Source organism: Bradyrhizobium iriomotense (genome assembly GCF_018130765.1).
GTDB lineage: Bacteria > Pseudomonadota > Alphaproteobacteria > Rhizobiales > Xanthobacteraceae > Bradyrhizobium > Bradyrhizobium iriomotense_A.
In genome coordinates, this window is sequence record NZ_JAFCJZ010000013.1 from 22,577 (window position 1) to 48,872 (window position 26,296).

The window sequence follows — 26,296 nt, forward strand, 5'->3', positions numbered from 1 at the left end:
CGGAGGTCATGAGATCACGCGACGTTCTGCGCCGGCACCGGCGCATCGAAACAGATTTCGGAGTTCGGCACGGGTCGCCCGAACAGATATCCCTGGACGAAGTCCACGCCCGCCGCATGCAGAGCCTCGAACTGGGCGGCGGTCTCGACCCCTTTGCCCACCGTGGCGACCCCGAGACCGTGCGCCAACGCCACGGCAGAGGCGACGACCGCCGCGCAATCCCTTCGCGTTGTGCAGCCCTGCACGATCGCCCGGTCGATCTTGAACTTGTCGAACGGGAAACTCTGGAGGTAGCTCCCCGCGGAATAGCCCACACCGCAATTGTCGAGGACGACGCTGACACCGAGGTTCTTCAATTGCCGCACCGTGAGCAGGTGAGCCGCCAGATTCCCGTCCAGGAGCGCAGAGTCCGGTATTTCGAGCTCGAGGCGTTCCGGCGACAATCCCGACTCGACCAGCGCGCACAGCACGACGTCCAGTACGTTACCCCGGTGAAACTGGGCGGCGCTCATGTTGACGGCGACCCGGATGTGCGGCGGCCAGGCCGCCGCGTCCAGGCAGGCCTGCCGCAGGATCCATTCACCGAGCGGCAACGTCAGTCCGGCCTGCTCCGCGACAGCAAGGAACTCCAAAGGCGCGAGCATACCCTTCGACGGGTGATGCCAGCGCACGAAGCATTCCAGGCCCGTCATCGCGCGCGTTCGCACATCGATGACCGGCTGATAGTGCAGCTCCAGCTCGTTGCGAGCCATTGCCTCCCGCAGTTCGCCTTCCATCGACTTCTGTGTGTCGGCAGCTTCCGTCATTTCGGGCTGGAAGACGCGAAAATCGTTTCGGCCGGCCGATTTCGTGGCGTAAAGCGCGACGTCCGCCTTCTGCAGCAAGGTGTCCGCGTCGACGCCGTGCTCGGGCGCGAAGGCAATTCCGACGCTGGTACCGACACTGACGCGATTGCCGTCGAGATCGAAGGGTTGATCGATCAGCTCGATGATTCTCAGCGCCAGCGCGATCGCGCCTTCGCTCTGATTTTTCTCGTTCTCCTGGATGATCGCGAATTCGTCGCCGCCGAGGCGGGCCAGCACGTCGGTGTCCCGCAGCGATGCCCCCAGCCGCCGCGCGACCTCGACCAGCAGCTGGTCGCCTGCAGCGTGACCGAGCGTATCGTTGACGATCTTGAACCTGTCGAGATCCAGCATCAGGACGGTGAACGTCGTGCCATGGCGCTGCAGCCGCTTTGCAGCTTCGTCCAGTTTTTCGGAGAACACGGCGCGGTTCGCGAGACCCGTGAGAAGGTCGTGCTGCGCCAGGTACGCGATGCGTTTCTCGCTTCTCGCTCGCTCGGTAATGTCCTCGTGGGTCGTGAGCCAGCCGCCATCCAGCATCATGTGACGCGCAATCGCGACCACCCTGCCGTCGGCGAGTTCCCGGATCTCGCTGAGCTGCTTCACGTTCTGGGTGAGATAGACATCCGGCGCGACGTCGACGAAATGCGTGCCTTGCTCGCGACGATACTCGAGAATCTGCGCCAGCGTCGTTCCGGGCCTGATCCGATCGGGGTCGATATGGTAGATCTCGCTGTAGCGCGCGTTCGACACCACGATCCGCTGGTCCGCATCGAACATGCAGAGCCCCTGGGACATGTTGTTCAGCGCGGCGTCGAAGCGCATGTTGATCGCCTGGAGCTCCGCGGCCTTCTGAGCCAGCATTTGCTCGCCACGTTTCTGCTCAGTGACGTCTTCGTGCGTCGCCACCCAGCCACCATCCGGCAGCGGCTTGCGCTGGATCAGGATCTGGCGCTGGTCTTTCAGCGCATACTCCTGTTGCCGCTGGGTCGGCATGATCCGGACATGCTGGTCGACCGTCAGCGAACTCGTTTCGCCACGATCCGCATAGTGCTGCAATATCCGTTGCAGCGGCGTGCCCGGCTGCACCAGATCGTCCGGCAGATCGTACATCTGCTGGTAGCGGCTGTTGGAGACCACCAGGTTCTTGTCGGCGTCAAACAGGCACAGGCCCTGATTCATGTTGTTGATCGCGACGTCGAACCGGGTATTGATGAGCTTCAGCTTGGCGGCATTTTCGGCCAGCAGGATCTCGTCTCGCCGCCTCTCGGTGATGTCCTGATGGGTCGCGACCCAGCCGCCATCGGCCATGGGCGTGCGCAGGATCGAGATCATCCGGCCGTCGCCCAGCGTGAGGATTCGTGGCGCCCGGTGCTTTGCGCCTTCGAGAAAATCCTCCACATCGAGCTCGGCTCCGGTCGCCTTGTAGTCACCCACGATGCTGCTGAGTGGCGTTCCGGGTTTGACCTGCGCCTTCGTGAGGCCATACATCTCGCGATAGCGGCTGTTGGCGACCAGCAGCCTCTCATCGGCGTCGAACATGCTGAGCCCATGCGGCATGTTGCTCAAGGCGGCATCGAACCGGGCACCCGCGGCCGCAAGCGCATTGGTTTGCCGCCGAAGCAGGAACGTGCCGATCAGAATGATGGCGACGATCGCGACAGCCAGCGGACCAAAGGTGTAGAGGTGCCGTGACCATGGCTGCAACACGTGAGTGCGCGAGTAAGTTACCGCCAAAACCAGCGGCAGGCCGGACACGGCCTTGTAGCCCGCAATGCGCCCGATGCCGTCGATGGGGCTCACGAGCTCGTATGAACCCGTCTCGGAGACCGGCAGATACCGGGTGAACAGCGGGCCGCCGGCGACCGACATGCCCACAGCACCCTTCTGTTCCGGTACGCGCGCAAGGATCCGCCCGCCGCGATGGAACAGAACCACCGAGCCGTTCGCGCCCAGGTCGATCTTGCGATAGATCTTCAGCAGAAAGGATTGATCCAGCGGCGCAGTCACCACGCCGGCAAAGCTCCCATCGGGATTGTTCAACCGGCGTGACGCCGCGCTGAACCATTTGTCGCTGCCTGCGGAGCGAAAGGGTGGCGCAACGAACAATCCGGTGCCGGCGCCATCACGCTGCGCGATGAAGTGCGGCATATCGGAGATGTTGCTACGCGGCGGCGCGTGATCGTAGGAATGCGCGACAACCGCTCCGGATGCATCGGTCCAGCCGACCGCGACCAGAATCGACGAGCTCTTGACCAACTGATGCAACGCAAGATTGGCTGCACCAGGATCGGCATATCTTCCGGACAAGGCGTCCTTGCGGATCGCCTGCGCCTCGAGCAACACACGATCGATGTCTTCGAACGTCACCGCAGCATGCTCGGCCAGAATGGCCGAGAGATTGAGAGCGTCGGTCTTCGCCGATGCGATCGCTTCGCGATAGCGAATGCCGAGATCGACGAGGAACAAGGTGACGACGACAAGGGAAAACACCAAGCCCAGGACCGTGACGGACGATCCCGGCGATCCGGTCAACCTTCGCCAAGCGTTCAGCATTGTCCATCTGCGGTACGAGCAATGGTTCACCATCTCTCGGTCGCGCTAAGATTTGGTTGATCGGGCCATTGCAATTCGACTCCGTACTGGTACGGGAATCACGTCAGCAATGGTGTCCTAATACTCGGAGAGCACTGGAAAGCGCCGTATTATTACCGTGCGAAACCGAAGCCGGTTTCTGCAGGAGCTTCGCGTGGTGCGAGCAAGCCGAGCGCATCAGCGAGATCGCGCCGAGCAGGTTGAACGTTTGCCTCGCGGTGTCATTGCCGGGACAAACTCACGAAACGAATGAATATGGATCATGTCCGGGGACGCGACTTTGTCGCGCCCCCGGAATGACAGAATTAGTTCTTCGACTTGTCGACCAGCGCGCCCTTCTTGATCCAGGGCATCATGTCGCGGAGCTTCGCGCCGACTTCCTCGATCGGATGCGCGGCGAGCTTGGCGCGGGTCGCCTTGAACGAGGTCTGGTTGACCTTGTTCTCGAGCATCCAGTCGCGGGCGAACTTGCCGCCCTGGATGTCGGCCAGAACCTTGCGCATCTCCTTCTTGGTCTCGTCCGTGATGATGCGGGGGCCGGTGACATACTCGCCGTACTCGGCGGTGTTGGAGATCGAGTAGTTCATGTTGGCGATGCCGCCTTCATAGATCAGGTCGACGATCAGCTTCACTTCGTGCAGGCACTCGAAATAGGCCATCTCGGGCGCGTAGCCGGCTTCGACCAGGGTCTCGTAACCGCCCTTGATCAGCTCGACCAGCCCCCCGCAGAGCACCACCTGCTCGCCGAACAGGTCGGTCTCGCACTCTTCCTTGAAGGTGGTCTCGATGATGCCGGCGCGGCCGCCGCCGACCGCAGACGCGTAGGACAGGCCGAGGTCATGGGCGTTGCCCGAGACGTCCTTGGCGATCGCGATCAGACAGGGCACGCCGCCGCCGCGCTGATACTCCGAGCGCACGGTGTGGCCGGGGCCCTTCGGCGCGATCATCAGCACGTCGAGGTCGGCGCGCGGATCGAGCAGGTTGAAGTGGACGTTGAGGCCGTGCGCGAACACGAGGGCGGCGCCCTTCTTCATGTTGTCGTGCAGGTGCTCGCGGTAGATGTCGCCCTGGAGCTCGTCCGGGGTCAGCATCATGACGAGGTCGGCCCATTTGGCGGCTTCGGCGACTTCCATCACCTTGAAGCCGGCGGCTTCCGCCTTCTTGACCGAGCTCGAGTCCTTGCGCAGCGCAATGGCGACTTCCTTGACGCCGGAATCCTTCAGATTGAGCGCATGGGCGTGGCCTTGGCTGCCGTAGCCGACGATGGCGACCTTCTTGCCCTTGATCAGGTTCAGGTCGGCGTCGCGATCGTAATAAACACGCATAGGTCGTTTCCTCGTTCAGGGCCGAAATCGGCCGATGGTCAGTGTCCGAAGGGTGAAATTTGCGGATTTCGGGGGCTGTCTAGAGCATTTTCAGCCCTGAGGGAAACCCGTTTCTGCATGGAAATCCGCGACATCATGCATCCATGAAAACGGGGTAGAGGGAGGCCAGCAGCAGGATCGCCATCAGGATATTGAAGGCGCGGACCAGCCGCTCGGAGGTCAGGACCGGCCGCAATGCGGTGCCGAACAGCGCCCAGACCACGGTCGAGATCGTGCCGACGAGCAGGCTGATCAGGGTCTGGATCACGATGTTGATGGGAAACTGGGCAATCGCCGCGTAGGCGGTGATGGTGCCGATCACGATCACCCAGCCCTTGGCGTTGATCCATTGGAACATGGCCGCGCCCCAGAAGGTCATCGGGCCGCGGCCGCTGTCGCCGCCCGGCGTGGTCGGGCCCGACATGGCGATCACCGCGGCAAGATAGATCAGGTAGGCCGCACCGGCATATTTCAGGATGGTCTGCAGGACCGGATAGGCCAGGAACACGGTGCCGAGCCCGAGGCCGACGGTGGCGACCATGAAGGCAAAGCCGATGACGATGCCGACGATGTGCGGGATGGTGCGGCGGAAGCCGTAGGTCAGGCCGGAGGACAGCAGCATGATGTTGTTCGGCCCGGGCGTGAAGTACATCACCACCATGAAGGCGAGGAATGCATAGAACAGCGAGTAGGCCATGTTCACCTCACGCGGTCTTCGGCAGGACTTGCGGGCGCTTCGCCAGCACCATCACGGCGATACCGCCGATCACCGTCAGCATGCCGGCGAGGCGCAGCGGGCCGAACCGTTCGCCGAACACGATGCTGGAGGCGGCGGAGCCGACGAACGGCACCAGCAGCGCAAACGGCACCACCTGGGCCGCGGGATAGTCGCGCAAGAGGCGGCCCCACAGCCAATAAGCGATGCTGGTGGAAATGCCGCCGAGCATCAGCATGCACAGAGCCGATGTCAGCGACATGTGCGTCAGCGACGTCCAGGTCGACGCCGGTCCGTTGGCGATCAGCGCCAGTACGAACAGCGGCACGGCCGAGGCGAGACACAGCCAGGCAAACAGGTCGAACATCGGCACGCCGCGGGCGCCGCGTAGCAGCAGATTGCCGACGGCAAAGCTGACCGGTGAGATCATCAGCACCGCAAAGGCGGCAACGCTGAAATCATAACCGACGGTACCGCAGATCATCAGCAGGCCAGCCGCAGCGATGACGATGCCCAGCGTCTGCATCGGCGTCGGCCGCTCACCGAACGCGAGCGCGGCAAAGCCGATCGTGAACAGCGCCTGGCTCTGCACGACGACGCTGGTCAGGCCCACCGGGACGCCGTGGGCGATGCCGTAGGCCTGTGACAGGAATTGACCAAGGAACAGTGTGAAGCTGATTGCGATCAGCAGCGACCAGGCGACCTTCGGCTTCGGAATGAACAGGCACGGCACCGCGGCGATGGTAAAGCGCAACGCCGTCATCAGCTCCGCCGAAAGCTCGTCGAGCGCGATCCGGCTCGCCACAAAGGCAAGCCCCCAGATGATCGCCACCATGACGGCGATGAGGATGTCGGCCGGCTTCATTGTTGTTTCCGGTTCTGCTTTGTCGTGCAGCCCTGTTTGTTGTTCTTGTCTAGCCTTGCTCGCCGGCTTTCGGTTTCCGCAGCAGATACGTGCCGTGCATCGGTGCGTGGTAGTCGGCCGAGATCAGCGTGAAGCCGACGTCGGTCAGCATCCGCTCCATCACCCAGCCGAAGGTGGAATATTCGTCGCGCATATGCGTCACCACGCCCTCGCGCGAGAAATCGTGGTTCTTGATCTGGAACTCGGCCCATTGCTCGACGTCGCGATCGAGGGCGTCAGGCATCGACGCATAGACGATGTCGCGCAGGTAGAAGCTCGCACCCGGCTTCAGCGCGCGATAGATCCTCGACATCGCCACCGCCTTCCAGAAATCCGGCAAATGGTGCAGCGTGAATTCGCTGACGATGAGGTCATAGGATTCCGGCCGGTAGGCGAAGCTGAGCAGGCCGGCGGACTGGGTGCGCACCGGCGCCTTGCGATCGCGTGCGTAGATCTCGGCGAGCGCCAGCATCGCCGGCGAAATATCGATGGCGTCGACCTCGGCGCCCATCAGCGCCGCTTCGGTGGCGAGCACGCCGTTGCCGCAGCCGATGTCGGCGATGCGCCAGCCGCGCTGCACTCCAAGCATTTTCAGCGCGGCGCGCGCCCGCAGATCGGCATCGTCATGGTTGTCGTAGATCGAGGCCACAGCGGGCTCGATCCCCATCCGGTTCCGCTCGTTGTAATACCAGTCGCGCGCCAGCATGGTTCACATCCCTTCAGGCCCGCGACCGATCGCGGCAACACCGGTACGCGACACCTCGACAAGGCCGAGCGGGCGCATCAGGTCAATAAACTGGTTGATCTTGTCCGTGTTGCCTGTGATCTCGAACACAAAGCTCTCGGTGGTGGCGTCGATCACCCGGGCGCGGAACGCGTCCGCCAGCCTGAGCGCCTCGACCCGATGCTCGCCCTGCCCGCGCACCTTCACCATCGCCAGCTCGCGCTCGATCGAGCGCTTGGTCTGGGTCATGTCGACGACCTGGTAGACCGGGATCATGCGGTCGAGCTGGTTCTTGATCTGCGCGATCACCATCGGCGTGCCCGTGGTGACGATGGTGATGCGCGACAGATGCTTCTGGGCCTCGGTCTCCGAGACCGTGAGGCTCTCGATGTTGTAGCCGCGCCCGGAGAACAGGCCGATGACGCGCGCGAGCACGCCCGGCTCGTTCTGCACGAGCACCGCAAGCGTGTGCGTCTCGTTCGGATCGTGGCGGTCCTCGATGAAGTAGGCGGATGCGGGCTGGTTCATTGTCGTTCCCTCTTGTCTCTCCATCACGCCATCGCTGGCGCGTCCGTCCCGACCCAACGGCGGAACAGATCGAAATCGATGTTGCCTCCGGACAGCACGAGACCGACGCGCTTGCCCTTCAGCTTGTTCTTTTCCTGCAGAGCCGCGGCGAGCGCGGCTGCGCCGGCGCCTTCGGCCAGATTGTGCGTATCGGTCCAGTAGGTGCGGATCGCGGCGGCGACCTCGTCGTCTGTGACCTCTACGATGCGCGAGGCGCCCTTGCGGATCAGCGCGAACGCATCCTCGTCGGGGATGCGCGTCGCCATGCCGTCGGCGCGCGTGTTGCTGGTCTCGGTCGTCACGATCTTGCCGGCTGCGAACGACAGCGCGTAGGACGGCGCTTCCGTCGACTGCACGCCGACGATCTCGGTCTTCAGGCCGAGCAGGTCGCGCGCCATGATGCAGCCGCAGATGCCGGAGCCTTGCCCGATCGGCACATAGAGGATGTCGAGATCGGGCGCAGCGCGGAACAATTCAAGCGCGTAGGTCGCGACACCCAACACGAGGTCCGGGTGGAACGAGGGCACCATGTGGAGCCCGGCGAATTGCGCGCGACGCTCGGCTTCCTCGCGTGCCGCCTGAAAGTCCTCGCCATGCTCGACGAGCTCGGCACCAAAGGCCTTCATCGCGCGGTTCTTCTCGACCGAGTTGCCGCGCGGCACATAGATCACCGCGGGCACGCCGTGGCGGCTCGCGGCAAAGGCCAGGCTCTGACCGTGATTGCCGCGCGTCGCCGAGATGATGCCTGGCGTCTTCGGCCGCTCGCGCTTCAGCCGTTCGAGATAGACGAGGCCGCCACGCACCTTGAAGGCGCCGATCGGTGTGTGGTTCTCGTGCTTGACCACGACCTCGGTGCCGAGCCGACCGGCGAGCAGCGGCCAGGCATGCGCCGGCGTTGCCGGCACCGCCTGCCCCACGATCGCATGTGCGCGCTCGAGCTCCCTCAGGTCGAACATGGCCTCACACCAGCGCCTTGCCGCCGGCGAACGCCTTGGCGGTGGCTTCGTCATTCGCCTGCTCCGGCAGCAGCATCTCGTTATGCGCCTTGCCGGAGGGGATCATCGGGAAGCAGTTTTCGAGCGCGGCGACGCGGCAGTCGAACAGCACCGGGCGCTTGACCGAGATCATCTCCTGGATCGCGCCATCGAGATCGCCCGGCTTGTGCACCTGGAGGCCGACGGCGCCATAGGCTTCCGCGAGCTTGACGAAATCCGGCAGCGCTTCGGAATAGGAATGCGACAGCCGGTTGCCGTGCAGCAGTTGCTGCCACTGGCGCACCATGCCCATGTACTGGTTGTTGAGGATGAAGATCTTGATCGGCAGCTCGTACTGAACCGCCGTCGACATCTCCTGCATCGTCATCTGCACCGAGGCATCGCCCGCGATGTCGATGACGAGGCTGTCCGGGTGCGCCACCTGCACGCCGACCGCGGCCGGCAGGCCGTAGCCCATCGTGCCGAGACCGCCCGAGGTCATCCAGCGATGCGGCTCCTCGAAGCCGAAGAACTGCGCGGCCCACATCTGGTGCTGGCCGACCTCGGTGGTGATGTAGGTATCCTTGCCGCGCGTCGCCTCGAACAGGCTCTGGATCGCGTGCTGCGGCAGGATCACGTCGTTGCTCTTCTTGTAATAGAGCGAGTTGCGGGCGCGCCACTGCGCGATCTGCTGCCACCACGACTTGATGTCCGGCTTCTTCGCCTCCGCCTTGAAGACCTGGAGGATGTCGCCGAGGATGTTGCCGCAGTCGCCGATGATCGGCACGTCGACGCGGATGTTCTTGTTGATCGAGGACGGATCGATGTCGATGTGGATCTTCTTCGAGCCCGGCGAGAACGCATCGACGCGGCCGGTGATGCGGTCGTCGAAACGCGCGCCGACGCACAGCATGACGTCGCAATCATGCATCGTCATGTTGGCCTCGTAGGTGCCGTGCATGCCGAGCATGCCGAGCCAGTTCTTGCCCGAGGCCGGATAGGCGCCGAGGCCCATCAGCGTCGAGGTGATCGGAAAACCGGTGACCTCGACCAGTTCGCGCAGCAGCTTGGTCGCCTCGGGGCCGGAATTGATCACGCCGCCGCCGCTATAGATCACGGGACGCTTGGCGTTCGCGAGCAGCGAGACAGCTTTGCGGATCTGCGTCGCATCGCCCTTCACGCGCGGCGCGTAGGAGCGGTGCACGTCGGACTTGCGCGGCGGATGATAGGTGCCGGTTGCGAACTGCACGTCCTTGGGCACGTCGACCAGCACCGGGCCCGGCCGACCCGAGGTCGCGACGTAGAAGGCCTCGTGCAGCACCTTGGCGAGGTCATTGACGTCGCGCACCAGCCAATTGTGCTTGGTGCAGGGGCGCGTGATGCCGACGGTGTCGCATTCCTGGAAGGCGTCGTTGCCGATCAGATGCGTCGGCACCTGGCCGGAGATGCAGACCAGCGGGATCGAATCCATCAGGGCGTCGGTCAGCGGCGTCACCATGTTGGTGGCACCGGGACCGGAGGTCACCAGCGCAACGCCCGGCTTGCCGGTCGAACGCGCATAGCCTTCGGCGGCGTGGCCCGCGCCCTGCTCGTGGCGGACCAGGATGTGCTGGACCTCGCTCTGCTGGAAGATCTCGTCATAGATCGGAAGCACCGCGCCGCCGGGATAGCCGAAAATGTCGGTCACGCCGTGATCGATGAGCGCGCGAACGATCATCGCGGCGCCGGTCATCTGGTTCGGATCGTGGCTCTTGTCGCTCATTGGCTTGCTCCGGATGCGCTGTTGTCAGCGGCTTCGTTCGTGTCGGGTTCGGGAAATAAAAAAGGCCCCGAAGAGGGCCCATGCACACCGCCTGTCTTGTGGGTGGCAGCTAGCCACCCCCGGCGGTGTGCCTGGGTACGACGGCGATAAGGAGTTTGGTAATAATGTTGCGCATGGCAGACGCTCGGCATCCCAAAGGTTGCGCGAAACATAACGACCAAAGCCTCGATGTCAAGGCAAAGCGGCCGCTTCCGCGCGATTTTGGCAGTGTAGCGGTGTTCCCGGGGTTCGGCGAGAGGTAAAATTCGGGAACCCGGCACAAATGCGCGTCAGTCCGGGTCCCGCTCCGCGCTCACGGCCGCCGCGAGCCATCCCCTCGCCTCCTCCAGCTTCACCCATTCGAATTCCGGCAATTGATGCCGGAACCAGGTGAACTGGCGCTTGGCGTAGTGGCGAGTGTCGGCGCGGCCGATCGTGGCCGCCTCCTCCAGGCTGAGCTCCCCGCGCAGATGCCGGATCAGGGCCGGCACGCCGTGGGCCTTCATCGCCGGCAGCAGCGGATCAAGACCGCGAGCGGCGAGCCGCTCGACCTCCCTCAGGGCGCCGGCACCCAGCATGGCATCGAAGCGGGCGTCGATGCGGGCGTAGAGGTCGTCGCGCTCGGGGGCGAGGAATACCGCGCGAAAACTGTCCCTGGGCAACAGTGGCGGCTGGCCCTCCTGGTGCCAGTCGAGCAGCGACCGCCCGGTCGCCTCGACCACTTCGAGCGCGCGCGCGATCCGGGTGCGGTCGCGCAGGTTCAATCGCACGGCCGCGCGCGGATCGCGGGCAGCGAGTTCCGCATGCAGCGCCTCGACGCCGTTCCGCTCCAGCCGCGCCCGCACGTCCTCGCGCACCTCGGCGGGGATTGGCGGCACCACGGAAAGGCCCGCCGTCAGCGCCTTGAAATAGAGCCCGGTGCCGCCGATGAAGATCGGAAGCCGGCCTTCGGCATGGGCCTCCTCGAGCGCCTTTGCAGCATCCGCGACCCAGGCGCCGGCCGAAAAATTCACGGCGGCATCGACATGGCCGTAGAGGCGATGCGGAACGCGCGCCTCATCGCCATGGGTCGGACGTGCCGTGATGATGCGGAGGTCGCGATAGACCTGCATGGAATCGGCATTGATCACAGTGCCGCCGGCGCTGAGCGCAAGCTCGAGCGCCAGCGCTGACTTGCCGCTGGCGGTCGGGCCTGCGATAAGCACGGCCTTGCTCGAATGCCCCTCGCTCACGAAAACCTCAAATGTCCCTCGTCGCCACGCTGATCTGCAACCCTGACAATCCCGCGCTCGATAGTACCATCGTCGACGGCGCCCGCGCCGTGCTGCCCCAGGCGGCTCCCGCGCACTGGCTGTTCGACGGGGTTGCGGTCGACATCCCCTTCGGCGCCGACAGTAACCTCGAAGGCGACCGTCACGCCATCGAGCAGCGGCTCCGCGAGCTTCGCGGCGACCTGCCCATCGATATCGTCGTGCAGCCTGCCGGCTTCCGGCGCAAGAAGCTTTTTCTCGCCGACATGGATTCCACCATGATCGGCCAGGAATGCATCGACGAGCTCGCCGACCTGGTCGGCATGAAGGCCCATGTCGCAGGCATCACCGAACGCGCGATGCGCGGCGAGATCGAGTTCGAGCCAGCGCTGCGCGAGCGCGTCGCGCTGCTGAAGGGCCTTCCTGCCAGTGTCGTCGACGAGGTGCTGGACAAGCGCATCACGCTGACGCCGGGCGGCCGTGCGCTGGTCGCGACCATGCGCGCACACGGCGCCTATACCTGTCTCGTCTCCGGCGGCTTCACGCTGTTCACGAGCGCGGTCGCCGCCAAGATCGGCTTCCAGGAGAACCGCGCCAACGAATTGATCGTGCGCGACGGCAAGTTCACCGGCGAGGTCAAGGAGCCGATTTTGGGCCGCGCCGCGAAGCTGGCGACGCTGGTGGATCTGATGGAGTCGTTCGATCTCGACGACGTCGACTCGGTTGTGGTCGGCGACGGCGCCAATGATCTCGCGATGATCCAGGCAGCGGGGCTGGGCGTGGCGTATCACGCCAAGCCGGCCGTTGCGGCCGCCGCGGCGGCGCGGATCGACCACGGCGATCTCACCGCGCTGCTTTATGCGCAGGGGTATCGGCGCGACGAGTTTGTGGAGGGGTAGCGTCTCACAGTACTCAGCTCTCGCTGCTCGCTCAGCGGCCGTAGGGTGGGCAAAGCGAAGCGTGCCCACCATCTTCCTGCCATCGATGCAAGAGTGGTGGGCACGGCGCAAGCGCGCCTTTGCCCACCCTACGGGACCGTGCCGCGATTACTGCACGCTCAGCGCGACAAACCGCAGCTCGCCGTCGGCATTCGAGACCAGCAGCAGCACCGACTTCTTGCCGTCCTTCTTGAGCTGGTCGACGCGCTTCTGGATGTCGGCGCCGCTGGAGACGGCTTCCTGCGCGACCTCGACGATGACGTCGCCGGCGGAGAGGCGCTTTTCGGCGGCATCCGAATTGGCGTCGACATTGGTGACGACCACGCCCTTGACGCTGTCCTTGATCTTGTAGCGTGTGCGCAGGTCCTTGTTCAGCGCCGCGAGATCGAGGCCGAGCGCCTTCTGCGTCACCGGCTTCTCGGGCGCCGGCTCGTCGGTCTTCACCGCGGCCTGCACCTTCTCGGGATCCTGGAGGCGGCCGAGCGTAACCTTCTTGGTCTCTTCCTGGCCCTTGCGGATGATGACGACATCGACCTCCTTGCCGACCGCGGTGTCGGCGACGACGCGGGACAGGTCCTTCGGGTCCTTGACGTCCTTGCCGTCGAACTTGACGACGACGTCGCCGGGCTCGATGCCGGCAGGCTTGGCCGGGCCCTTGTCATCGACGCCGGCAACCAGCGCGCCGCGCGGCGGCTTGATGTTGAGGCTCTCGGCAATCTCGTCGGTGACGCTCTGAATGCGCACCCCTAACCAGCCGCGGCGCAGCTCGCCGAACTGGCGGAGCTGATCGACGACGCCCGCAACCGTCTTCGACGGCACGGCGAAGCCGATGCCGATCGAACCGCCGGAGGGCGAGATGATCAGGGTGTTGACGCCGATGACATCGCCTTCGAGGTTGAACAGCGGGCCGCCGGAATTGCCGCGGTTGATGGCGGCGTCGGTCTGGATGTAGCTGTCATAGGGACCGGAAGAGATGTCGCGGTTCTTGGCCGAGACGATGCCGGCGGTCACCGTTCCCCCCAGGCTGAAGGGATTGCCGATCGCGACCACCCAGTCGCCGAGGCGCAGCTTGTCGCTGTCGCCGAACTTCACCGCCACCAGCGGCTTGGTCGGCTTGAACTTCAGCACCGCGAGGTCGGTCTTCTTGTCGACGCCGACCAGCTCCGCCTTCATCTTGGTGCCGTCGTTGAGGATGACGTTGATCTCGTCGGCATCCGCGATGACGTGGTTATTGGTGACGACGACGCCCGAGGTGTCGATGATGAAGCCGCTTCCGAGCGAGTTGGTCTTGCGCGGCGGGCCGCTGTTATTGTCGCCGCCCTTGCTGCCGCCACCGGGGCCTCTGCGGTTCTTGAAGAAGTCGTCGAAGAACTCCTCGAAGGGCGAGCCGGGCGGCAGTTGCGGCATGGTGTTGGCGCCGCCCTTGGCCTCGACAGTCTGCGAGGTCGAGATGTTGACGACCGCGTCGATCACCTTCTCGGCGACGTCGGCGATACCCTCCGGTCCGCGCGCCTGAGCCGGGTTGCCGAGCGCACTGAAAGCACTGATGGCGAGCGCGGCCAGCCCAATTCGCACACCATGGCGCAAGCGGGTCGGGGCAATGGTGGCAGCGGTCATTGTGATCTCCAGAGAAATAAGGATTCGGCGCCAGACTGCGCTCGAACGGGGGCGCGGCGCAAGCGCGGACCTTAACGGGTCTCAAGACCCGGATAATATGGCGAAAACCGGCCTTCCGCCTTCACTTTGGCGTTGGCGCTGCGGCTAAACCGGACGCCGCATCACCCAGATCAGGATCAGGCCGACGACAGCCGAACCGATCCCGACGGCCCGCAGGACATGGTCGGGAGTGGACATCGCACTCTTCATGGCCTTGCGCATCCAGTTTGGACTCGCCGCAAACATCAAGCCTTCTAGCACGAACAGGATGCCCAAGCCGATGAGGAAGTCGGCGAACGCAATGGACCTCATCGGATTGGAACCTCCCGTAGTGCTGTTCTTGTCTGGACGAAGGGGCGGCCAGAACGGCCGCCCCTGTCTAGCTTACGGCTTCGCCGGCGTCTCGGTCGCCGTCTTGCCGGCCGGGTTACCGAAATACCGGAAGAAATCCGAATTCGGCCGCAGCAGGAAGCGGGTATCGCTCGACTTCAGCCCGTTCTCGTAGGCCGTCATCGACCGGTAGAAGTAGAAGAAGTCGGCATCCTTGCTGTAGGCCTCGGCGAACAGGCGGTTGCGCTCGGCATCGCCCGCGCCGCGGGTCTGCTCGGCCTGCGAATTGGCCTCCGCGATGATCACGGTCGCCTCGCGGTCGGCCTTGGAGCGGATCTCCTGGGCCTTCTGGCCGCCCTGCGCGCGGAACTCGGCCGCCTCGCGCTCGCGCTCGGTCTTCATGCGCAGATAGACCGCCTGGCTGTTCTGCTCCGGCAGGTCGGCGCGCCGGATCCGGACGTCCACCACCTGGATGCCGTAGCCGTCGGCCTCGCGATCGAGCTGGTCGCGGATGCGCTGCATCAGCTTCTCGCGGTCGTCGCGCACCACGTTGATGAAGGTGACCTCACCGAGCACGCGGCGCAGCGCCGCGTTCAGGAGCGTCGTGAGCTGGATGTTGGCGGCCTGGATCGAGCCGACGCTCTGATAGAAGCGCAGCGCGTCCTTGATGCGGTAGCGCGCGAAGGCGTCGACGACGAGCCGCTTCTGGTCCGACGCGATCGCTTCCTGCGACGGGTTCTCCAAATCGAGAATCCGCTTGTCGATATTGATGACCGAATTCCACGGGGCCTTGAAGTGCAGGCCGGGATCGGTGACGACATCGACGGGCTTGCCGAACTGCAGCACGATGGTCTGTTCGGTCTGCTGCACCGTGAACAGCGACATGTAGCCGACGATCACGACGAGCAGGAGACCGAGCAGCGTGACGATACCTGTGACCGGAGACCTCATCGGTTGCCTCCGCTCGAGGGCTGGCCGGCGGCAGGCGGCCGCTTGGTCGTCAGTTCGTTGAGCGGCAGGAAGGGCACGACGCCCTGGCCCGAGGGGCCGCCGTCATAGACGAGCTTGTCGGCACCGCCGAGCACGCGCTCCATCGTTTCGAGATAGATCCGTTCACGCGTCACGTCGGGCGCCTTCTTGTATTCCTCGTAAACCTTCAGAAAGCGCGCGCTCTGGCCCTTGGCCTCGGCGACCGCCTGCTCCCTGTAGCCTTCAGCAGCCTGCTGGATCTGCGCCGCACGACCGCGGGCCTGCGGCACCACCTGGTTGGCGTAGGTCTGCGCTTCGTTCTGCAGCTGCTCGAGATTGGCGCGTGCCGCCTGCACGTCGCGGAACGCATCGATCACCTGCGCCGGTGGGTCGACCTTCTGCATCTGCACCTGGGTGACGAGAATGCCGGCGCCGTAGCTGTCGAGGGTCCTCTGGATCAGCTCCTGCACGCCCTGCTCGATCGTGTTGCGGGCGCCGGTCAGGATCGGCTGGATCTGCGAGCGGCCGATCACCTCGCGCATCGCGCTCTCGGCAACCGCCTTCACGGTGCCTTCGGGGTTCTGGATATTGAAAAGGAAGTCGCCGACGCCGCCAGCGTCAGGCTTGATGCGCCACAGCACGGTGAAGTCGACGTCGACGATGTTCTCGTCACCGGTAAGCATCAGGCTCTCTTCCGGCACGTCACGGATGGAGCGGCCGCGCCGCGCCGGATCGTCGATCAGCGTCATGCCGATGGAGGTGGTGTTAACGCGCAGCGCCTTCGGCAGCAGCACGGTCTCGATCGGATAGGGCAGATGATAATTCAGGCCGGGGTCCACGGTGCGGACATGCTTGCCGAAGCGCAGCACGACGCCGCGCTCTTCGGACTGCACGCGAAAGAAGCCCGACAGCAGCCAGAATGCGATGATCAGCAGGATGATCAGCGTGATGCCGACGCCGGAGAAATAGCCCCCCGGCATGATCTGCTGCAGGCGGTCCTGGCCGCGCCGGAGAAGGTCTTCCAGATCCGGCGGCCTCGGCCCCACCGGTTGCGGGCCTGAGCCCCATGGTCCTTTCGGACCCGAGCCCCACGGGCCACCGCCCTGATTCTTCCACGGCATTCGACGCTCTCCTCGGCAGGGTGGAATTGCCCCCGCCCGCTTTGTCCGGTCCGGCTTTATAGGGGACAGGCAGGTCCCTTACAACGCAGCCTTGGCTGCCTTTCGAGCTAAGCCCGAAGGCAGAAAAGTCAATGTTAACATTGGCGAATGCGGTTAATGGGGCGGCCGCCGACGATATGTCACATAGGAGAAGTCGGCGCTGTCGTCGGGCCCGGCAGGATGACGGATGCGCGCCACCTCATCCCACTCTGCCTTGTCGATGTCGAAATGCGTATCGCCCTCGGGCCGCGCATGCACTTCGGTGATTTCGAGCCGATCGGCGCGATCGAGCCATTGCCGAAAGATCTCGGCGCCGCCGATCACCGCGATCTCGGTGACCGAGCGCCGCAGGGCATCGCCAAGCGCGACGTCGCCCGCGGCCGCGGACGATGTCGTGACCACGGCGCCCGCGGCGCGATAGTCCGCATCGCGCGTAATGACGATATTGGTGCGGCCCGGCAGGGGACGGCGGGGCAGGGATTCGAAGGTCTTGCGGCCCATGATGACGGGCTTGCCGATCGTCAGCGCCTTGAAGCGCGCCATGTCGGATTTCATGCGCCACGGCATTGCGTTGCCGGCGCCGATGACGCCGTTCTCCGCGATCGCAACGACGAAAACGACCTCCATCAGGACGTGCTCCCGGCAAGCCGCCTCAGCGCAGGACCGGTGACGCGGCACAGCGTCCAGTCGTCCATCATCACGGCGCCGAGTGACTTGTAGAACGCGATCGACGGCGCGTTCCAGTCGAGCACGGCCCATTGCAGGCGCGACCAGCCGTTCTCAACGCACTCCCTGGCGAGATAGACCAGCAGCGCCTTGCCGAGGCCCCTGCCCCGATGCGACGGCCGCACATAGAGATCTTCGAGATAGACGCCGTGGCGGCCGCTGAAGGTGGAGAAATTGGCGAACCACACCGCAAAGCCGACCGCCTCGCCGTTCCATTCGGCGATCGCGCAATAGAGCTGCGGCCTCTCGCCGAACAGCGCCTCCGCGATGTCAGCCTCGGTCGCCTCGACCTCGTGCGACAGCTTTTCGTATTCGGCGAGCTCGCGGATGAAGGAGAGAACGAGACCGGCTTCGCCCGGGCGCGCGCGGCGAATATCCAGTGACATCTAGACCGCGACTTCCGCCTTGATGTGCGGATGCGGATCGTAGCCGACCAGCTCGAAATCCTCGTAACGGAAGGAGAAGATGTCCTTCACATCGGGATTGATCCGCATCACCGGCAGCGCCCGCGGCGCGCGCGTGAGCTGGAGCCGCGCCTGCTCCAGATGGTTGGAATAAAGATGGGTGTCGCCGAGCGAGTGCACGAAGTCGCCAGGCTTCAGGCCGGTGACCTGCGCGACCATCATGGTGAGCAGCGCGTAGGAAGCGATATTGAAGGGCACACCGAGGAAGACGTCGGCCGAGCGCTGATAGAGCTGGCACGACAGCTTGCCGTTCGCGACATAGAACTGGAACAGCAGGTGGCAGGGCGGCAGCGCCATCTTCTCGACGTCGGCGGGATTCCAGGCGGTGACGATCAGCCGGCGGGAATCCGGGGTGCGCTTGATCATGTCGATGACATTGGCGATCTGGTCGATGCTGCGCCCGTCGGCCGTGGGCCAGGAGCGCCACTGATGGCCGTACACCGGGCCGAGGTCGCCATTGGCGTCCGCCCACTCGTCCCAGATGGTGACGCCGTTGTCGCGCAGATATTTGATGTTGGTGTCGCCCTTCAGGAACCACAACAGCTCGTGGACGATCGCCTTCAGCGGCAGCCGCTTGGTGGTCAGCATCGGGAAGCCGGCCGACAAATTGAAGCGCATCTGATGGCCGAACACCGACAGCGTGCCGGTGCCGGTCCGGTCGGTCTTTTCGGCCCCGTCTGAAAGAATCCGCTCGAGCAGGTCCTGATATTGATGCATGTGCGATAGAGCCTTTGGGGAGGCGGCGAACTTAACGGCCGCCCCCGCGCTGCGACAGCGGCGATTCGCTGCTCCCACAGATTATACCCGGAAAAGGTGAGCGTTCCCTCGGCAAACGACAAGGGGCGGAACTTGCGTCCCGCCCCTCGCCTATCGACTTGATAGTGCTGGTTAACTTGCCGGCTTGAGCACCGGCGTCCACTTCACGATCTCATTCTTCACGAGGGTGGCGAGCGCCTCCGGCGTCCGGTCCGCAGGAACCGGGATGACGCTGCCGAGCTCGAGCAGGCGCTTCTTCACGATCTCGTCGTCGAGCGCCTTGACGGCGGCGGCGTTCAGTCTCGCAATGATCGCGGGCGAAGTTCCCTTCGGCGCGAACATCGCGTTCCAGGCCTGGGCTTGGAACGCAGGCAGGCCCGCTTCAGCCGTCGTCGGCACGTTCGGCAGCGACGGATTGCGCTCCGGCGTTGCGATCGCATAGGCCTTGATGGTGCCGGCGTTGATCTGCGGAACGGCGTTGACGATCTGGTCACACATGTAATCGACCTGCCCCGCCACCAGCGCATTCATCGCGGGGCCGGTGCCGTTGAAGGGCACGCCGACCGGCTTGACGTCGAGGATGGAGTGCAGGAGCTCGCAAGAGACGTGCGAGACCGAACCGACGCCGGCATGCGCCGCGTTCACCTTCTCGGCATTGGCCTTCACGTAAGCGACGAACTCCTTCAGGTCCTTCGGCGGAAAGTCCTTGCGCGCGAGGATCAGGATCGGGGTGCCCGCGAGCAGCGCGATCGGCTCGAAATCCTTCTCGGGATGATAGGCGAGCTTCGGATAGAGCGGCACGGACGCCGCATGCGTGCCCATATGCCCGGTGATGAGCGTATAGCCGTCATTGGCGGCACGCGCCGCACGCGTGGTTGCGGTGGTGCCGCCGGCACCGACCACGTTCTCGATGATGATGCTCTGGCCGAGCGTCTGCGCCATGTGTGCGGTGACGATGCGCGAGATGACATCGGTCGGCCCACCGGCGGCGAACGGCACGATCATGGTGATGCTGCGCGTCGGATAGGTTTGCGCCTTCGCAGGTGCAACAAAGGCGCACAGCGATGCGAGCGCGGCAGCACATACGCCCGTAGCAAGCGCGCGAAGAGAGGTCATGTCGTTTCCCCGGGACACAAACAAAAATGCCGGCCACACGGGCCGGCATTTTCATGTCACGAAGACATCACACACGTCGATTCGACTTCCGAATGCGGCGCGCGGACGCAGGGCGCCGCGCGGACGCAATCAGTTCTCGGATTCGGTGAACACCTCGTCGCGCTTGGCGCGCAGCACCGGCAGCACCGTGAGGATCAGCAGGCTTGCCGCGACCGCCAGCAGCACCGCCGACAACGGACGCGTCAGGAACACGCTCCAGTCGCCGCGCGAGATGAGCAGCGCACGGCGCAGGTTTTCCTCCATCAGCGGTCCGAGCACCATGCCGAGCAGCAGCGGCGCCGGCTCGAAATCGTGCTTGATCAGCCAATAGCCGACGAGCCCGAACACGCCGGCGAGGATGACGTCGACGGGTGCGTTGTTCACCGAGTAGATGCCGATCGCGCAGAAGATCACGATCGAGGGGAACATCAGCCGGTACGGCACGCGCAGCAGGCGGACCCAGATTCCGACCAGCGGCAGGTTGATGATGATCAGCATCAAATTGCCGATCCACATCGAGGCGATCATGCCCCAGACGAGGTCCGGCTGCTTCTGCATCACCTGCGGACCCGGCACGATGCCGTGAATGGTCATCGCGCCCACCATCAGCGCCATCACCGCGTTCGGCGGGATGCCGAGGGTGAGCAGCGGGATGAAGGAGGTCTGCGCCGCCGCGTTGTTGGCGCTTTCCGGCGCCGCAACGCCCTCGATCGCGCCGCGGCCGAACCGCGACGGGTTCTTGGCGAGCTTCTTCTCGAGCGTATAGGCCGCGAACGAGGCGATGACCGCGCCGCCGCCCGGCAGGATGCCGAGGATCGAGCCGAGCACGGTGCCGCGCAGGATCGGCGGCGTCGAGTCGATCAGGTCCTTCTTGGTCGGCATCAGGCCGGTGATCTTCTGCTGCACGAGGTCGCGGTTCATCTCGGCGCCATGGTCGAGATTACGGATGATCTCGGCAAAGCCGAACACACCCATCGCCACCGTCGCAAAGCCGAGACCGTCGGCGAGTTCCGGAATGTTGAAGGCCATGCGCGATGCGCCTGTCTCGATGTCCGAGCCGACCATCGAGAGCAAGAGACCGAACACGATCATCGCGATCGCCTTCAGCACCGAGCCCTTGGCCAGCACGACCGCGAAGATCAGGCCGAGCACCATCAGCGAGAAATACTCGGCCGGACCGAACGCGAGCGCGAGCTTTGTCAGCGGCGCGCCGAGCACGGCGATCAAGACGGTCGCGACGCAGCCGGCGAAGAAGGAGCCGATCGCCGCAATCGCCAGCGCCGGGCCGGCGCGGCCCTGCTTGGCCATCTGGTGGCCGTCGATCGCGGTGACGACCGATGTCGCCTCACCTGGAATGTTGACCAGGATCGACGTGGTCGAGCCGCCATATTGCGCGCCGTAATAGATGCCGGCGAGCATGATCAGCGCGCCGACCGGCGGCAGACCGAAGGTGATCGGCAACAGCATCGCCACGGTCGCGATGGTGCCGATACCAGGGAGAACGCCGACCAGCGTGCCGACGAGGGCACCGATCAGGCACATCAGCAGGTTGATCGGAGAGAGCGCGACGACAAAGCCGTGAGCGAGGTTGGCAAAAATATCCATCACAGCCTCACTGGATCAGGAAACGCGGAAACATCGGCATCGGCAGTCCCAGCACGTAAGGGAACAGGATCGCGCAGCCGATCGTCAGGCAGGCGCCGACGATGGCGGCCTCCAGCCAGCGCGTCTCATGCGACCCCGTCGCTGCGATCATGAAGCTCGCGAAGGCCGTGACCACGAGGCCGAGCGGCCGGATCGCCAGCGCGAAGAACAGGATCCCGACCATCACGAACAGCGGGCCGCGCCAGGAATAATGCGCCATCGACGGCCCGTCGGACAGAAGGCCGGTCAGGGCGATGCCCGCCGACAGGGCGACCAGAAGCCCGCCGAACATCCGCGGCGCGGTGCCTGCGCCGAAGGAAAAGCCGCGCATACCCTGCAGATCGCTCGACGCCCACAGCGCGAACAAAGCGAGCGCCATCAGAATGACACCGCCAACATAGTCTTGCGCCGACCGGATGGTCATGAACAGCGTGACGATCGCCACCGCGAAAATCGGATAGGAATAGATCAGCGCCAGCAGCACATCGGAGGACGCCTTCTTGGTATCACCACTGGCTGCTCCGATCAGGGTCGCGGGAGCGCCCGCGACCAGCGCGGTGGCGTGGCTGATCAGGACGGTGGCCGGACCGCGTCCCGCGCCCCAACCGAAGATGGTCCCGATCGACCAGATGAATTCGAAGATCTGCGGCGCTATCGCCAGCAAGCAGAAACCGATCACCACCTTGGTGTTTCGGGTGGCTGTCGCTGAGTGGCCCATCGTCTCGGCCATGCATGTCTCCTCCGCGACCCGTAAGTCACGAGCACTGTTGTTCTAAATCGGCTGGAAAGGGATCCCCCGGGCCGCAGCACTGCCTAGCGATTTTCATCACACAATGCCAGCAAAACCCAACAGGCCCCCGGCGAGCAGGAGCCAGAGTGGATTGATGCGCGAGACCGATGCGATCACCGCAACCGTCGCGGTCAGAAGCACTGCAGCAATTGTCCCGTCGGTCGACTGGGCCAGGATCAGGGCACTCGCCGCCATCAATCCGATCGAGAGCGGAACCAGTGCAGCCTGGATCAGGGCCGGCCAGCGCGATTGGCTGGGCCGGTTCAGGAGACGGCTGACATAATAGGCAACCAGCGCGGTCGGCAAGCACATCGCCAGCGTCGCCGCGAGCGCGCCGGGGATGCCGGCGACGGCATAGCCGATTAACGTCACGATAAGCACGTTCGGACCTGGCGAGAGCTGCGCGATCGCATAGGCATCCGCGAACTGCTTGTCGGTCATCCAGTGATGCACGTCGACCGCGATCCGGTGCATCTCGGGCACCGCCGCGGCGGCGCCGCCGACCGCGAACAGCGACATCAGGCCGAAGGTCGAGATCAGCGCCCAGACCGGGTTCTCGGCGTTCACGCTGCTACCTTCCGCCGCAGGAGGAAGGTGACGCCGATGCTCACGGGGATCGCGACCAGCAGCACGGCCTGAAGCGGAAGACGGAGCACGCCGATGGCGAGGAAGACGCCGAGCATCAGGATCAGCGCGACCGCCTCCATCCGTTTCAGGAGCGGCGTCATCATGCGGAAGACCACCGCGATCAGCAGGCCGACCGCGGCGCAGGAGATGCCTGCGAGAATGCGACGCAGCACCTCGAGGTCGCCGAACCGGGCGTAGGCGATCGCGAGCACGGTCATGATCAGCGTCGGCGGCAGCAGCAACCCGGCAAAGGCGGCGGCACCTCCGGCGATCCCGCGCAGCCGCGCGCCAAAGACCATCGACAGATTGACGATGTTGGGTCCGGGCAGGAAATGGCAGAGTGCGAAGGTCTCGTTGAACTCGTCCGCCGTCATCCAGCGGTGCTGCTCGACGATCGCGCGCCGGGCAAACACCAGGACCCCGCCGAAACCGGCCAGCGACATCCGGGCAAAGGCCATGAACAGCGCCCCCAGGCTGGGCAGTGGCCCGCTCAACGCGGCACGATCCGGCTCTTGGGCGGCCGGTGCTGAATCGGTGGACATCTCAGGAGCTTAGAACGGCGGCCGCGGCGCGGCCAAGATCGGACCCGGACCCTATCCAAAGGGAACCGCACGTCGCCGCTCGAAACCTCTGTTTTTTGAAACCTTTGCCCCCTATATTGGGGGTGCCGGTTCGCCGGCTATGGAAATAAACGGTCGTCGCAATAAACCATTCGGACCCGGGGGCGGTACCCGGCGCCTCCACCAAAGCCCACCCATCGGGTGAGCCCCAAAGCGGGCTTTGGCGGGGGCGAAATAGGATCGACGAGGGCGTAAAGGGCGTGCTTTTTCCCGGTATTGTTCCGCCGTTATCGGGCTACTGCAATAGTTGCCAACGACAACTTTGCTCCGGTTGCTCAGGCTGCGTAACGCAGTTTGAAAGACCATCTTAAAGTCCTAGCGGGTTAAGCTCCGTTAGGCGGGGTTCGGAGGCACCTGGCAACAGAAGCCTCCACTTGCCTTTTATTTCCTCCCCGGCGGGGACTCCTGCTGACCCATCAGGCGCGGTACTATTGCGGCCTTGGCGAGTCGGGCCGGCAGGGCCCAACTCCTGGAATGCAACAGGACCACCATGGCGACCGATCATATCCGATACGATGTGCTGGCCCGCGACGCGCTGCGCGGCGTGCTGCGGAAGGTGCTGACCGATGCCGCGGTCCATGGCCTGCCGGGCGAGCACCATTTCTTCATCACCTTCGTGTCGAAGGCCGAGGGCGTGAAGCTGTCGTCGCGGCTGCTGGCGCAATATCCGGAAGAGATGACGATCATCCTGCAGCACCAGTTCTGGGACCTGACCGTGCTCGAAGACCGCTTCGAGGTCGGCCTGTCCTTCGGCGGCATTCCGGAGCGGCTGGTGGTGCCGTTCAGCGCCATCAAGAGCTTCCTCGATCCGTCCGTGAAATTCGGCCTCCAGTTCGACACCTCCGATGTCGCCGAGGTCGCGCCGGAGAATTTGCCGGCAGCGCCTGCCCCGTCGGCCGTCGCCGTGCCTGCCGCCACCGCCGAGAAGGCGGAGACCGCAGAAGAGCCGACGCCGCCGAACCAAGGCGGCGCCGAGGTCGTGCGGCTCGATCGTTTCCGCAAGAAATGATCTAGGCTGTCGCGCGGAGCCATCGCGCCCGGTCAAACTGCCTGTATAGAAGAGCACGTGAAGAGGCTGCGCGGCATTTCGCGCGGCAGAATGGATGTGCTCATGGCCAAAGCTTCCCGCTCGAAGACCGCCCGCCCCGCAACCCGCATTGAGACTGACAGCTTCGGTCCCATCGAAGTGCCCGCCGATCGCTATTGGGGGGCGCAGACCGAGCGGTCGCGCCAGAATTTTCGCATCGGCACGGACCGCATGCCGATCTCGCTCGTGCATGCGCTCGGGATCGTCAAGCTTGCGGCCGCGCAGTCCAACCTCGAGCTCGGCCTGCTCGACCAGCGCCGCGCCAACGCCATCATCCGCGCGGCGCGCGAGGTGATCGAGGGCAGACTTGACGACCATTTCCCGCTTGTGGTGTGGCAGACCGGCTCGGGCACGCAGAGCAACATGAACCTCAACGAGGTGATCGCCAATCGCGCCAATGAGCTGCTTGGCGGCGAACTCGGCGCCAAGAAGCCGGTGCATCCCAACGATCACGTCAACATGAGCCAGTCGTCGAACGACTCCTTTCCGACCGCGATGCACATCGCGGCCGCCAGCCGTATCAATGCCGATCTCGTGCCGGCCCTCGGCGAACTGCTGCGCGCGCTGCGCAAGAAGGAGAAGGAGTTTTCGAAGATCGTGAAGATCGGCCGCACCCACACCCAGGATGCGACGCCGCTGACGCTCGGCCAGGAATTTTCCGGCTATGCCGCGCAGGTCGAAAGCGGCATCGCGCGACTGAAGATGGCAGTGAAGGACCTCTATCCGCTGGCGCAGGGCGGCACCGCCGTCGGCACCGGCCTCAACTCGAAGCCGCGCTTTGCAAAGCTGTTCGCAAAGCACGTGGCCGGGATCACGAAACTTCCCTTCACCAGCGCCGCCAACAAATTCGAGGCGCTGGCGTCGAACGATGCCTATGTGCTGGCGCACGGCGCCATCAATTCGGTCGCGACCGGCCTGTTCAAGATCGCCAACGACATCCGCCTGCTCGGATCGGGCCCGCGCTCCGGGCTGGGCGAATTGATCCTGCCGGAGAACGAGCCGGGCTCCTCGATCATGCCGGGCAAGGTCAATCCGACGCAGTGCGAGGCGATGACCATGGTGTGCTGCCAGGTGTTCGGCAATCACACCGCGATCACGGTCGCCGGCAGCCAGGGCCATTTCGAGCTCAACGTCTACAAGCCGGTCCTGGCCTACAACATGCTGCACTCGATCCGCCTGATGGCGGATGCGGCGCACTCCTTCACCGAGCATTGCGTCAGCGGCATCCGCGCCGACGAAAAGCGCATCCGGGAGCTGATGGAGCGCTCGCTGATGCTGGTGACGGCGCTGGCCCCGAAGATCGGCTACGACAACGCCGCCAAGGTGGCCAAAACCGCCCATGCCAACGGCACCACCCTGAAGGAGGAGGCGCTGCGGCTCGGCTTCGTCTCGGCCGATGAATTCGACCGCCTGGTGCGCCCGGAGAAGATGACCAGCCCGGGCTAAACTTCCGAATTCCGATAGTCATCCGTAATGATACGGACGCTGGACGCCCAGAAATATGCGGTTTTGGGGGCGGGATTTGATTACCGTCAATGTTCCGGTGGGGCGGCGTGTTACGGGAGCCCCACCGCCCTTGACGGGGCGAAATTCATCGTTTGATGGCCCGAAGGGCCGATTGACGAGGACAAGCGAATG

At 64.5% G+C, this 26,296-nt stretch carries 24 protein-coding genes and 1 other RNA gene; 4 read left to right on the forward strand and 21 right to left on the reverse strand.

The features are described from left to right. Positions 1 to 14 precede the first annotated feature (14 nt). From JQ635_RS21995 to miaA, 9 genes are all read right to left on the reverse strand, one after another. The gene (locus tag JQ635_RS21995; protein ID WP_349631879.1) at positions 15 to 3,335 is read right to left on the reverse strand and encodes a bifunctional diguanylate cyclase/phosphodiesterase; all 3,321 of its coding nucleotides are present in this window, start codon (positions 3,333 to 3,335) and stop codon (positions 15 to 17) included. Between the two features lie 407 nt (positions 3,336 to 3,742). After that, a complete protein-coding gene (gene ilvC / locus JQ635_RS22000; protein WP_018640837.1) occupies positions 3,743 to 4,762 on the reverse strand; it encodes a ketol-acid reductoisomerase in 1,020 nt (339 codons plus the stop codon). Positions 4,763 to 4,895: 133 nt separating this feature from the next. Continuing rightward, a complete protein-coding gene (locus tag JQ635_RS22005; protein WP_211411870.1) occupies positions 4,896 to 5,498 on the reverse strand; it encodes a LysE family translocator in 603 nt (200 codons plus the stop codon). 7 nt (positions 5,499 to 5,505) lie between these two features. Beyond that, on the reverse strand, positions 5,506 to 6,381 hold the full coding sequence (locus tag JQ635_RS22010; protein ID WP_211411871.1) for an EamA family transporter: 876 nt from the start codon (positions 6,379 to 6,381) through the stop codon (positions 5,506 to 5,508). A 49-nt stretch (positions 6,382 to 6,430) separates the two neighbouring features. Further along, positions 6,431 to 7,126: a class I SAM-dependent methyltransferase gene (locus JQ635_RS22015; protein ID WP_211411872.1), complete on the reverse strand. Its 696-nt coding sequence runs from the start codon at positions 7,124 to 7,126 to the stop codon at positions 6,431 to 6,433. A 3-nt stretch (positions 7,127 to 7,129) separates the two neighbouring features. After that, on the reverse strand, positions 7,130 to 7,672 hold the full coding sequence (gene ilvN, locus JQ635_RS22020) for an acetolactate synthase small subunit (protein ID WP_080139379.1): 543 nt from the start codon (positions 7,670 to 7,672) through the stop codon (positions 7,130 to 7,132). Positions 7,673 to 7,695: 23 nt separating this feature from the next. Then, positions 7,696 to 8,667 carry a threonine dehydratase gene (locus JQ635_RS22025; RefSeq protein WP_211411873.1) on the reverse strand — a complete coding sequence of 324 codons (972 nt, stop codon included), beginning with the start codon at positions 8,665 to 8,667 and terminating at the stop codon, positions 7,696 to 7,698. A gap of 4 nt (positions 8,668 to 8,671) precedes the next feature. Further along, positions 8,672 to 10,447 (reverse strand): acetolactate synthase 3 large subunit, encoded by a 1,776-nt coding sequence (locus JQ635_RS22030; protein ID WP_211411874.1) that lies wholly within the window; start codon positions 10,445 to 10,447, stop codon positions 8,672 to 8,674. Between the two features lie 329 nt (positions 10,448 to 10,776). Further along, a complete protein-coding gene (gene miaA, locus JQ635_RS22035; RefSeq protein ID WP_211411875.1) occupies positions 10,777 to 11,718 on the reverse strand; it encodes a tRNA (adenosine(37)-N6)-dimethylallyltransferase MiaA in 942 nt (313 codons plus the stop codon). Between the two features lie 11 nt (positions 11,719 to 11,729). Between miaA and serB the strand changes: the two genes are divergently transcribed. Then, a complete protein-coding gene (gene serB, locus JQ635_RS22040) occupies positions 11,730 to 12,635 on the forward strand; it encodes a phosphoserine phosphatase SerB (RefSeq protein ID WP_211411876.1) in 906 nt (301 codons plus the stop codon). A gap of 147 nt (positions 12,636 to 12,782) precedes the next feature. Here the strand turns inward: serB and JQ635_RS22045 are convergent, their stop codons facing one another. The 12 genes from JQ635_RS22045 to JQ635_RS22100 form a co-directional block, all read right to left on the reverse strand. Beyond that, a complete protein-coding gene (locus JQ635_RS22045) occupies positions 12,783 to 14,291 on the reverse strand; it encodes a Do family serine endopeptidase (protein WP_211411877.1) in 1,509 nt (502 codons plus the stop codon). 144 nt (positions 14,292 to 14,435) lie between these two features. Then, a complete protein-coding gene (locus tag JQ635_RS22050; RefSeq protein WP_211411878.1) occupies positions 14,436 to 14,642 on the reverse strand; it encodes a DUF2065 domain-containing protein in 207 nt (68 codons plus the stop codon). A gap of 72 nt (positions 14,643 to 14,714) precedes the next feature. Continuing rightward, on the reverse strand, positions 14,715 to 15,611 hold the full coding sequence (gene hflC / locus JQ635_RS22055; protein ID WP_211411879.1) for a protease modulator HflC: 897 nt from the start codon (positions 15,609 to 15,611) through the stop codon (positions 14,715 to 14,717). Then, positions 15,608 to 16,750: an FtsH protease activity modulator HflK gene (gene hflK / locus JQ635_RS22060; protein WP_211411880.1), complete on the reverse strand. Its 1,143-nt coding sequence runs from the start codon at positions 16,748 to 16,750 to the stop codon at positions 15,608 to 15,610. The genes hflC and hflK overlap by 4 nt, the downstream gene beginning before the upstream one ends. A 153-nt stretch (positions 16,751 to 16,903) precedes the next feature. After that, the gene (locus tag JQ635_RS22065; protein ID WP_211411881.1) at positions 16,904 to 17,416 is read right to left on the reverse strand and encodes a dihydrofolate reductase; all 513 of its coding nucleotides are present in this window, start codon (positions 17,414 to 17,416) and stop codon (positions 16,904 to 16,906) included. Next, positions 17,416 to 17,901: a GNAT family N-acetyltransferase gene (locus JQ635_RS22070; protein ID WP_211411882.1), complete on the reverse strand. Its 486-nt coding sequence runs from the start codon at positions 17,899 to 17,901 to the stop codon at positions 17,416 to 17,418. Before JQ635_RS22070 ends, JQ635_RS22065 begins: the two co-directional genes overlap by 1 nt. Next, positions 17,902 to 18,696 (reverse strand): thymidylate synthase, encoded by a 795-nt coding sequence (locus JQ635_RS22075; RefSeq protein ID WP_014493053.1) that lies wholly within the window; start codon positions 18,694 to 18,696, stop codon positions 17,902 to 17,904. A 171-nt stretch (positions 18,697 to 18,867) separates the two neighbouring features. Next, the gene (locus JQ635_RS22080; RefSeq protein ID WP_211411883.1) at positions 18,868 to 19,851 is read right to left on the reverse strand and encodes a tripartite tricarboxylate transporter substrate binding protein BugD; all 984 of its coding nucleotides are present in this window, start codon (positions 19,849 to 19,851) and stop codon (positions 18,868 to 18,870) included. Between the two features lie 129 nt (positions 19,852 to 19,980). Continuing rightward, a complete protein-coding gene (locus JQ635_RS22085) occupies positions 19,981 to 21,495 on the reverse strand; it encodes a tripartite tricarboxylate transporter permease (protein WP_211411884.1) in 1,515 nt (504 codons plus the stop codon). 7 nt (positions 21,496 to 21,502) lie between these two features. Next, positions 21,503 to 22,264, reverse strand: a complete 762-nt coding sequence (locus JQ635_RS22090) for a tripartite tricarboxylate transporter TctB family protein (RefSeq protein ID WP_211411885.1) — start codon at positions 22,262 to 22,264, stop codon at positions 21,503 to 21,505. Between the two features lie 96 nt (positions 22,265 to 22,360). Continuing rightward, the gene (locus JQ635_RS22095) at positions 22,361 to 22,891 is read right to left on the reverse strand and encodes a chromate transporter (RefSeq protein ID WP_211411886.1); all 531 of its coding nucleotides are present in this window, start codon (positions 22,889 to 22,891) and stop codon (positions 22,361 to 22,363) included. Continuing rightward, positions 22,888 to 23,493, reverse strand: coding sequence for a chromate transporter (locus JQ635_RS22100; protein WP_211411887.1), 606 nt, complete (start codon positions 23,491 to 23,493; stop codon positions 22,888 to 22,890). The genes JQ635_RS22095 and JQ635_RS22100 overlap by 4 nt, the downstream gene beginning before the upstream one ends. A gap of 85 nt (positions 23,494 to 23,578) precedes the next feature. Here JQ635_RS22100 and ssrA point away from each other — a divergent pair. The 3 genes from ssrA to fumC all read left to right on the forward strand — a co-directional run bounded on the left by ssrA (position 23,579) and on the right by fumC (position 26,104). Further along, positions 23,579 to 23,946, forward strand: a transfer-messenger RNA (tmRNA) gene (gene ssrA, locus JQ635_RS22105). Positions 23,947 to 24,061: 115 nt separating this feature from the next. After that, on the forward strand, positions 24,062 to 24,580 hold the full coding sequence (locus JQ635_RS22110) for an SspB family protein (protein WP_211411888.1): 519 nt from the start codon (positions 24,062 to 24,064) through the stop codon (positions 24,578 to 24,580). Positions 24,581 to 24,670: 90 nt separating this feature from the next. Then, positions 24,671 to 26,104, forward strand: a complete 1,434-nt coding sequence (gene fumC, locus JQ635_RS22115) for a class II fumarate hydratase (protein ID WP_211412075.1) — start codon at positions 24,671 to 24,673, stop codon at positions 26,102 to 26,104. The last annotated feature ends 192 nt before the right edge of the window (positions 26,105 to 26,296 follow it).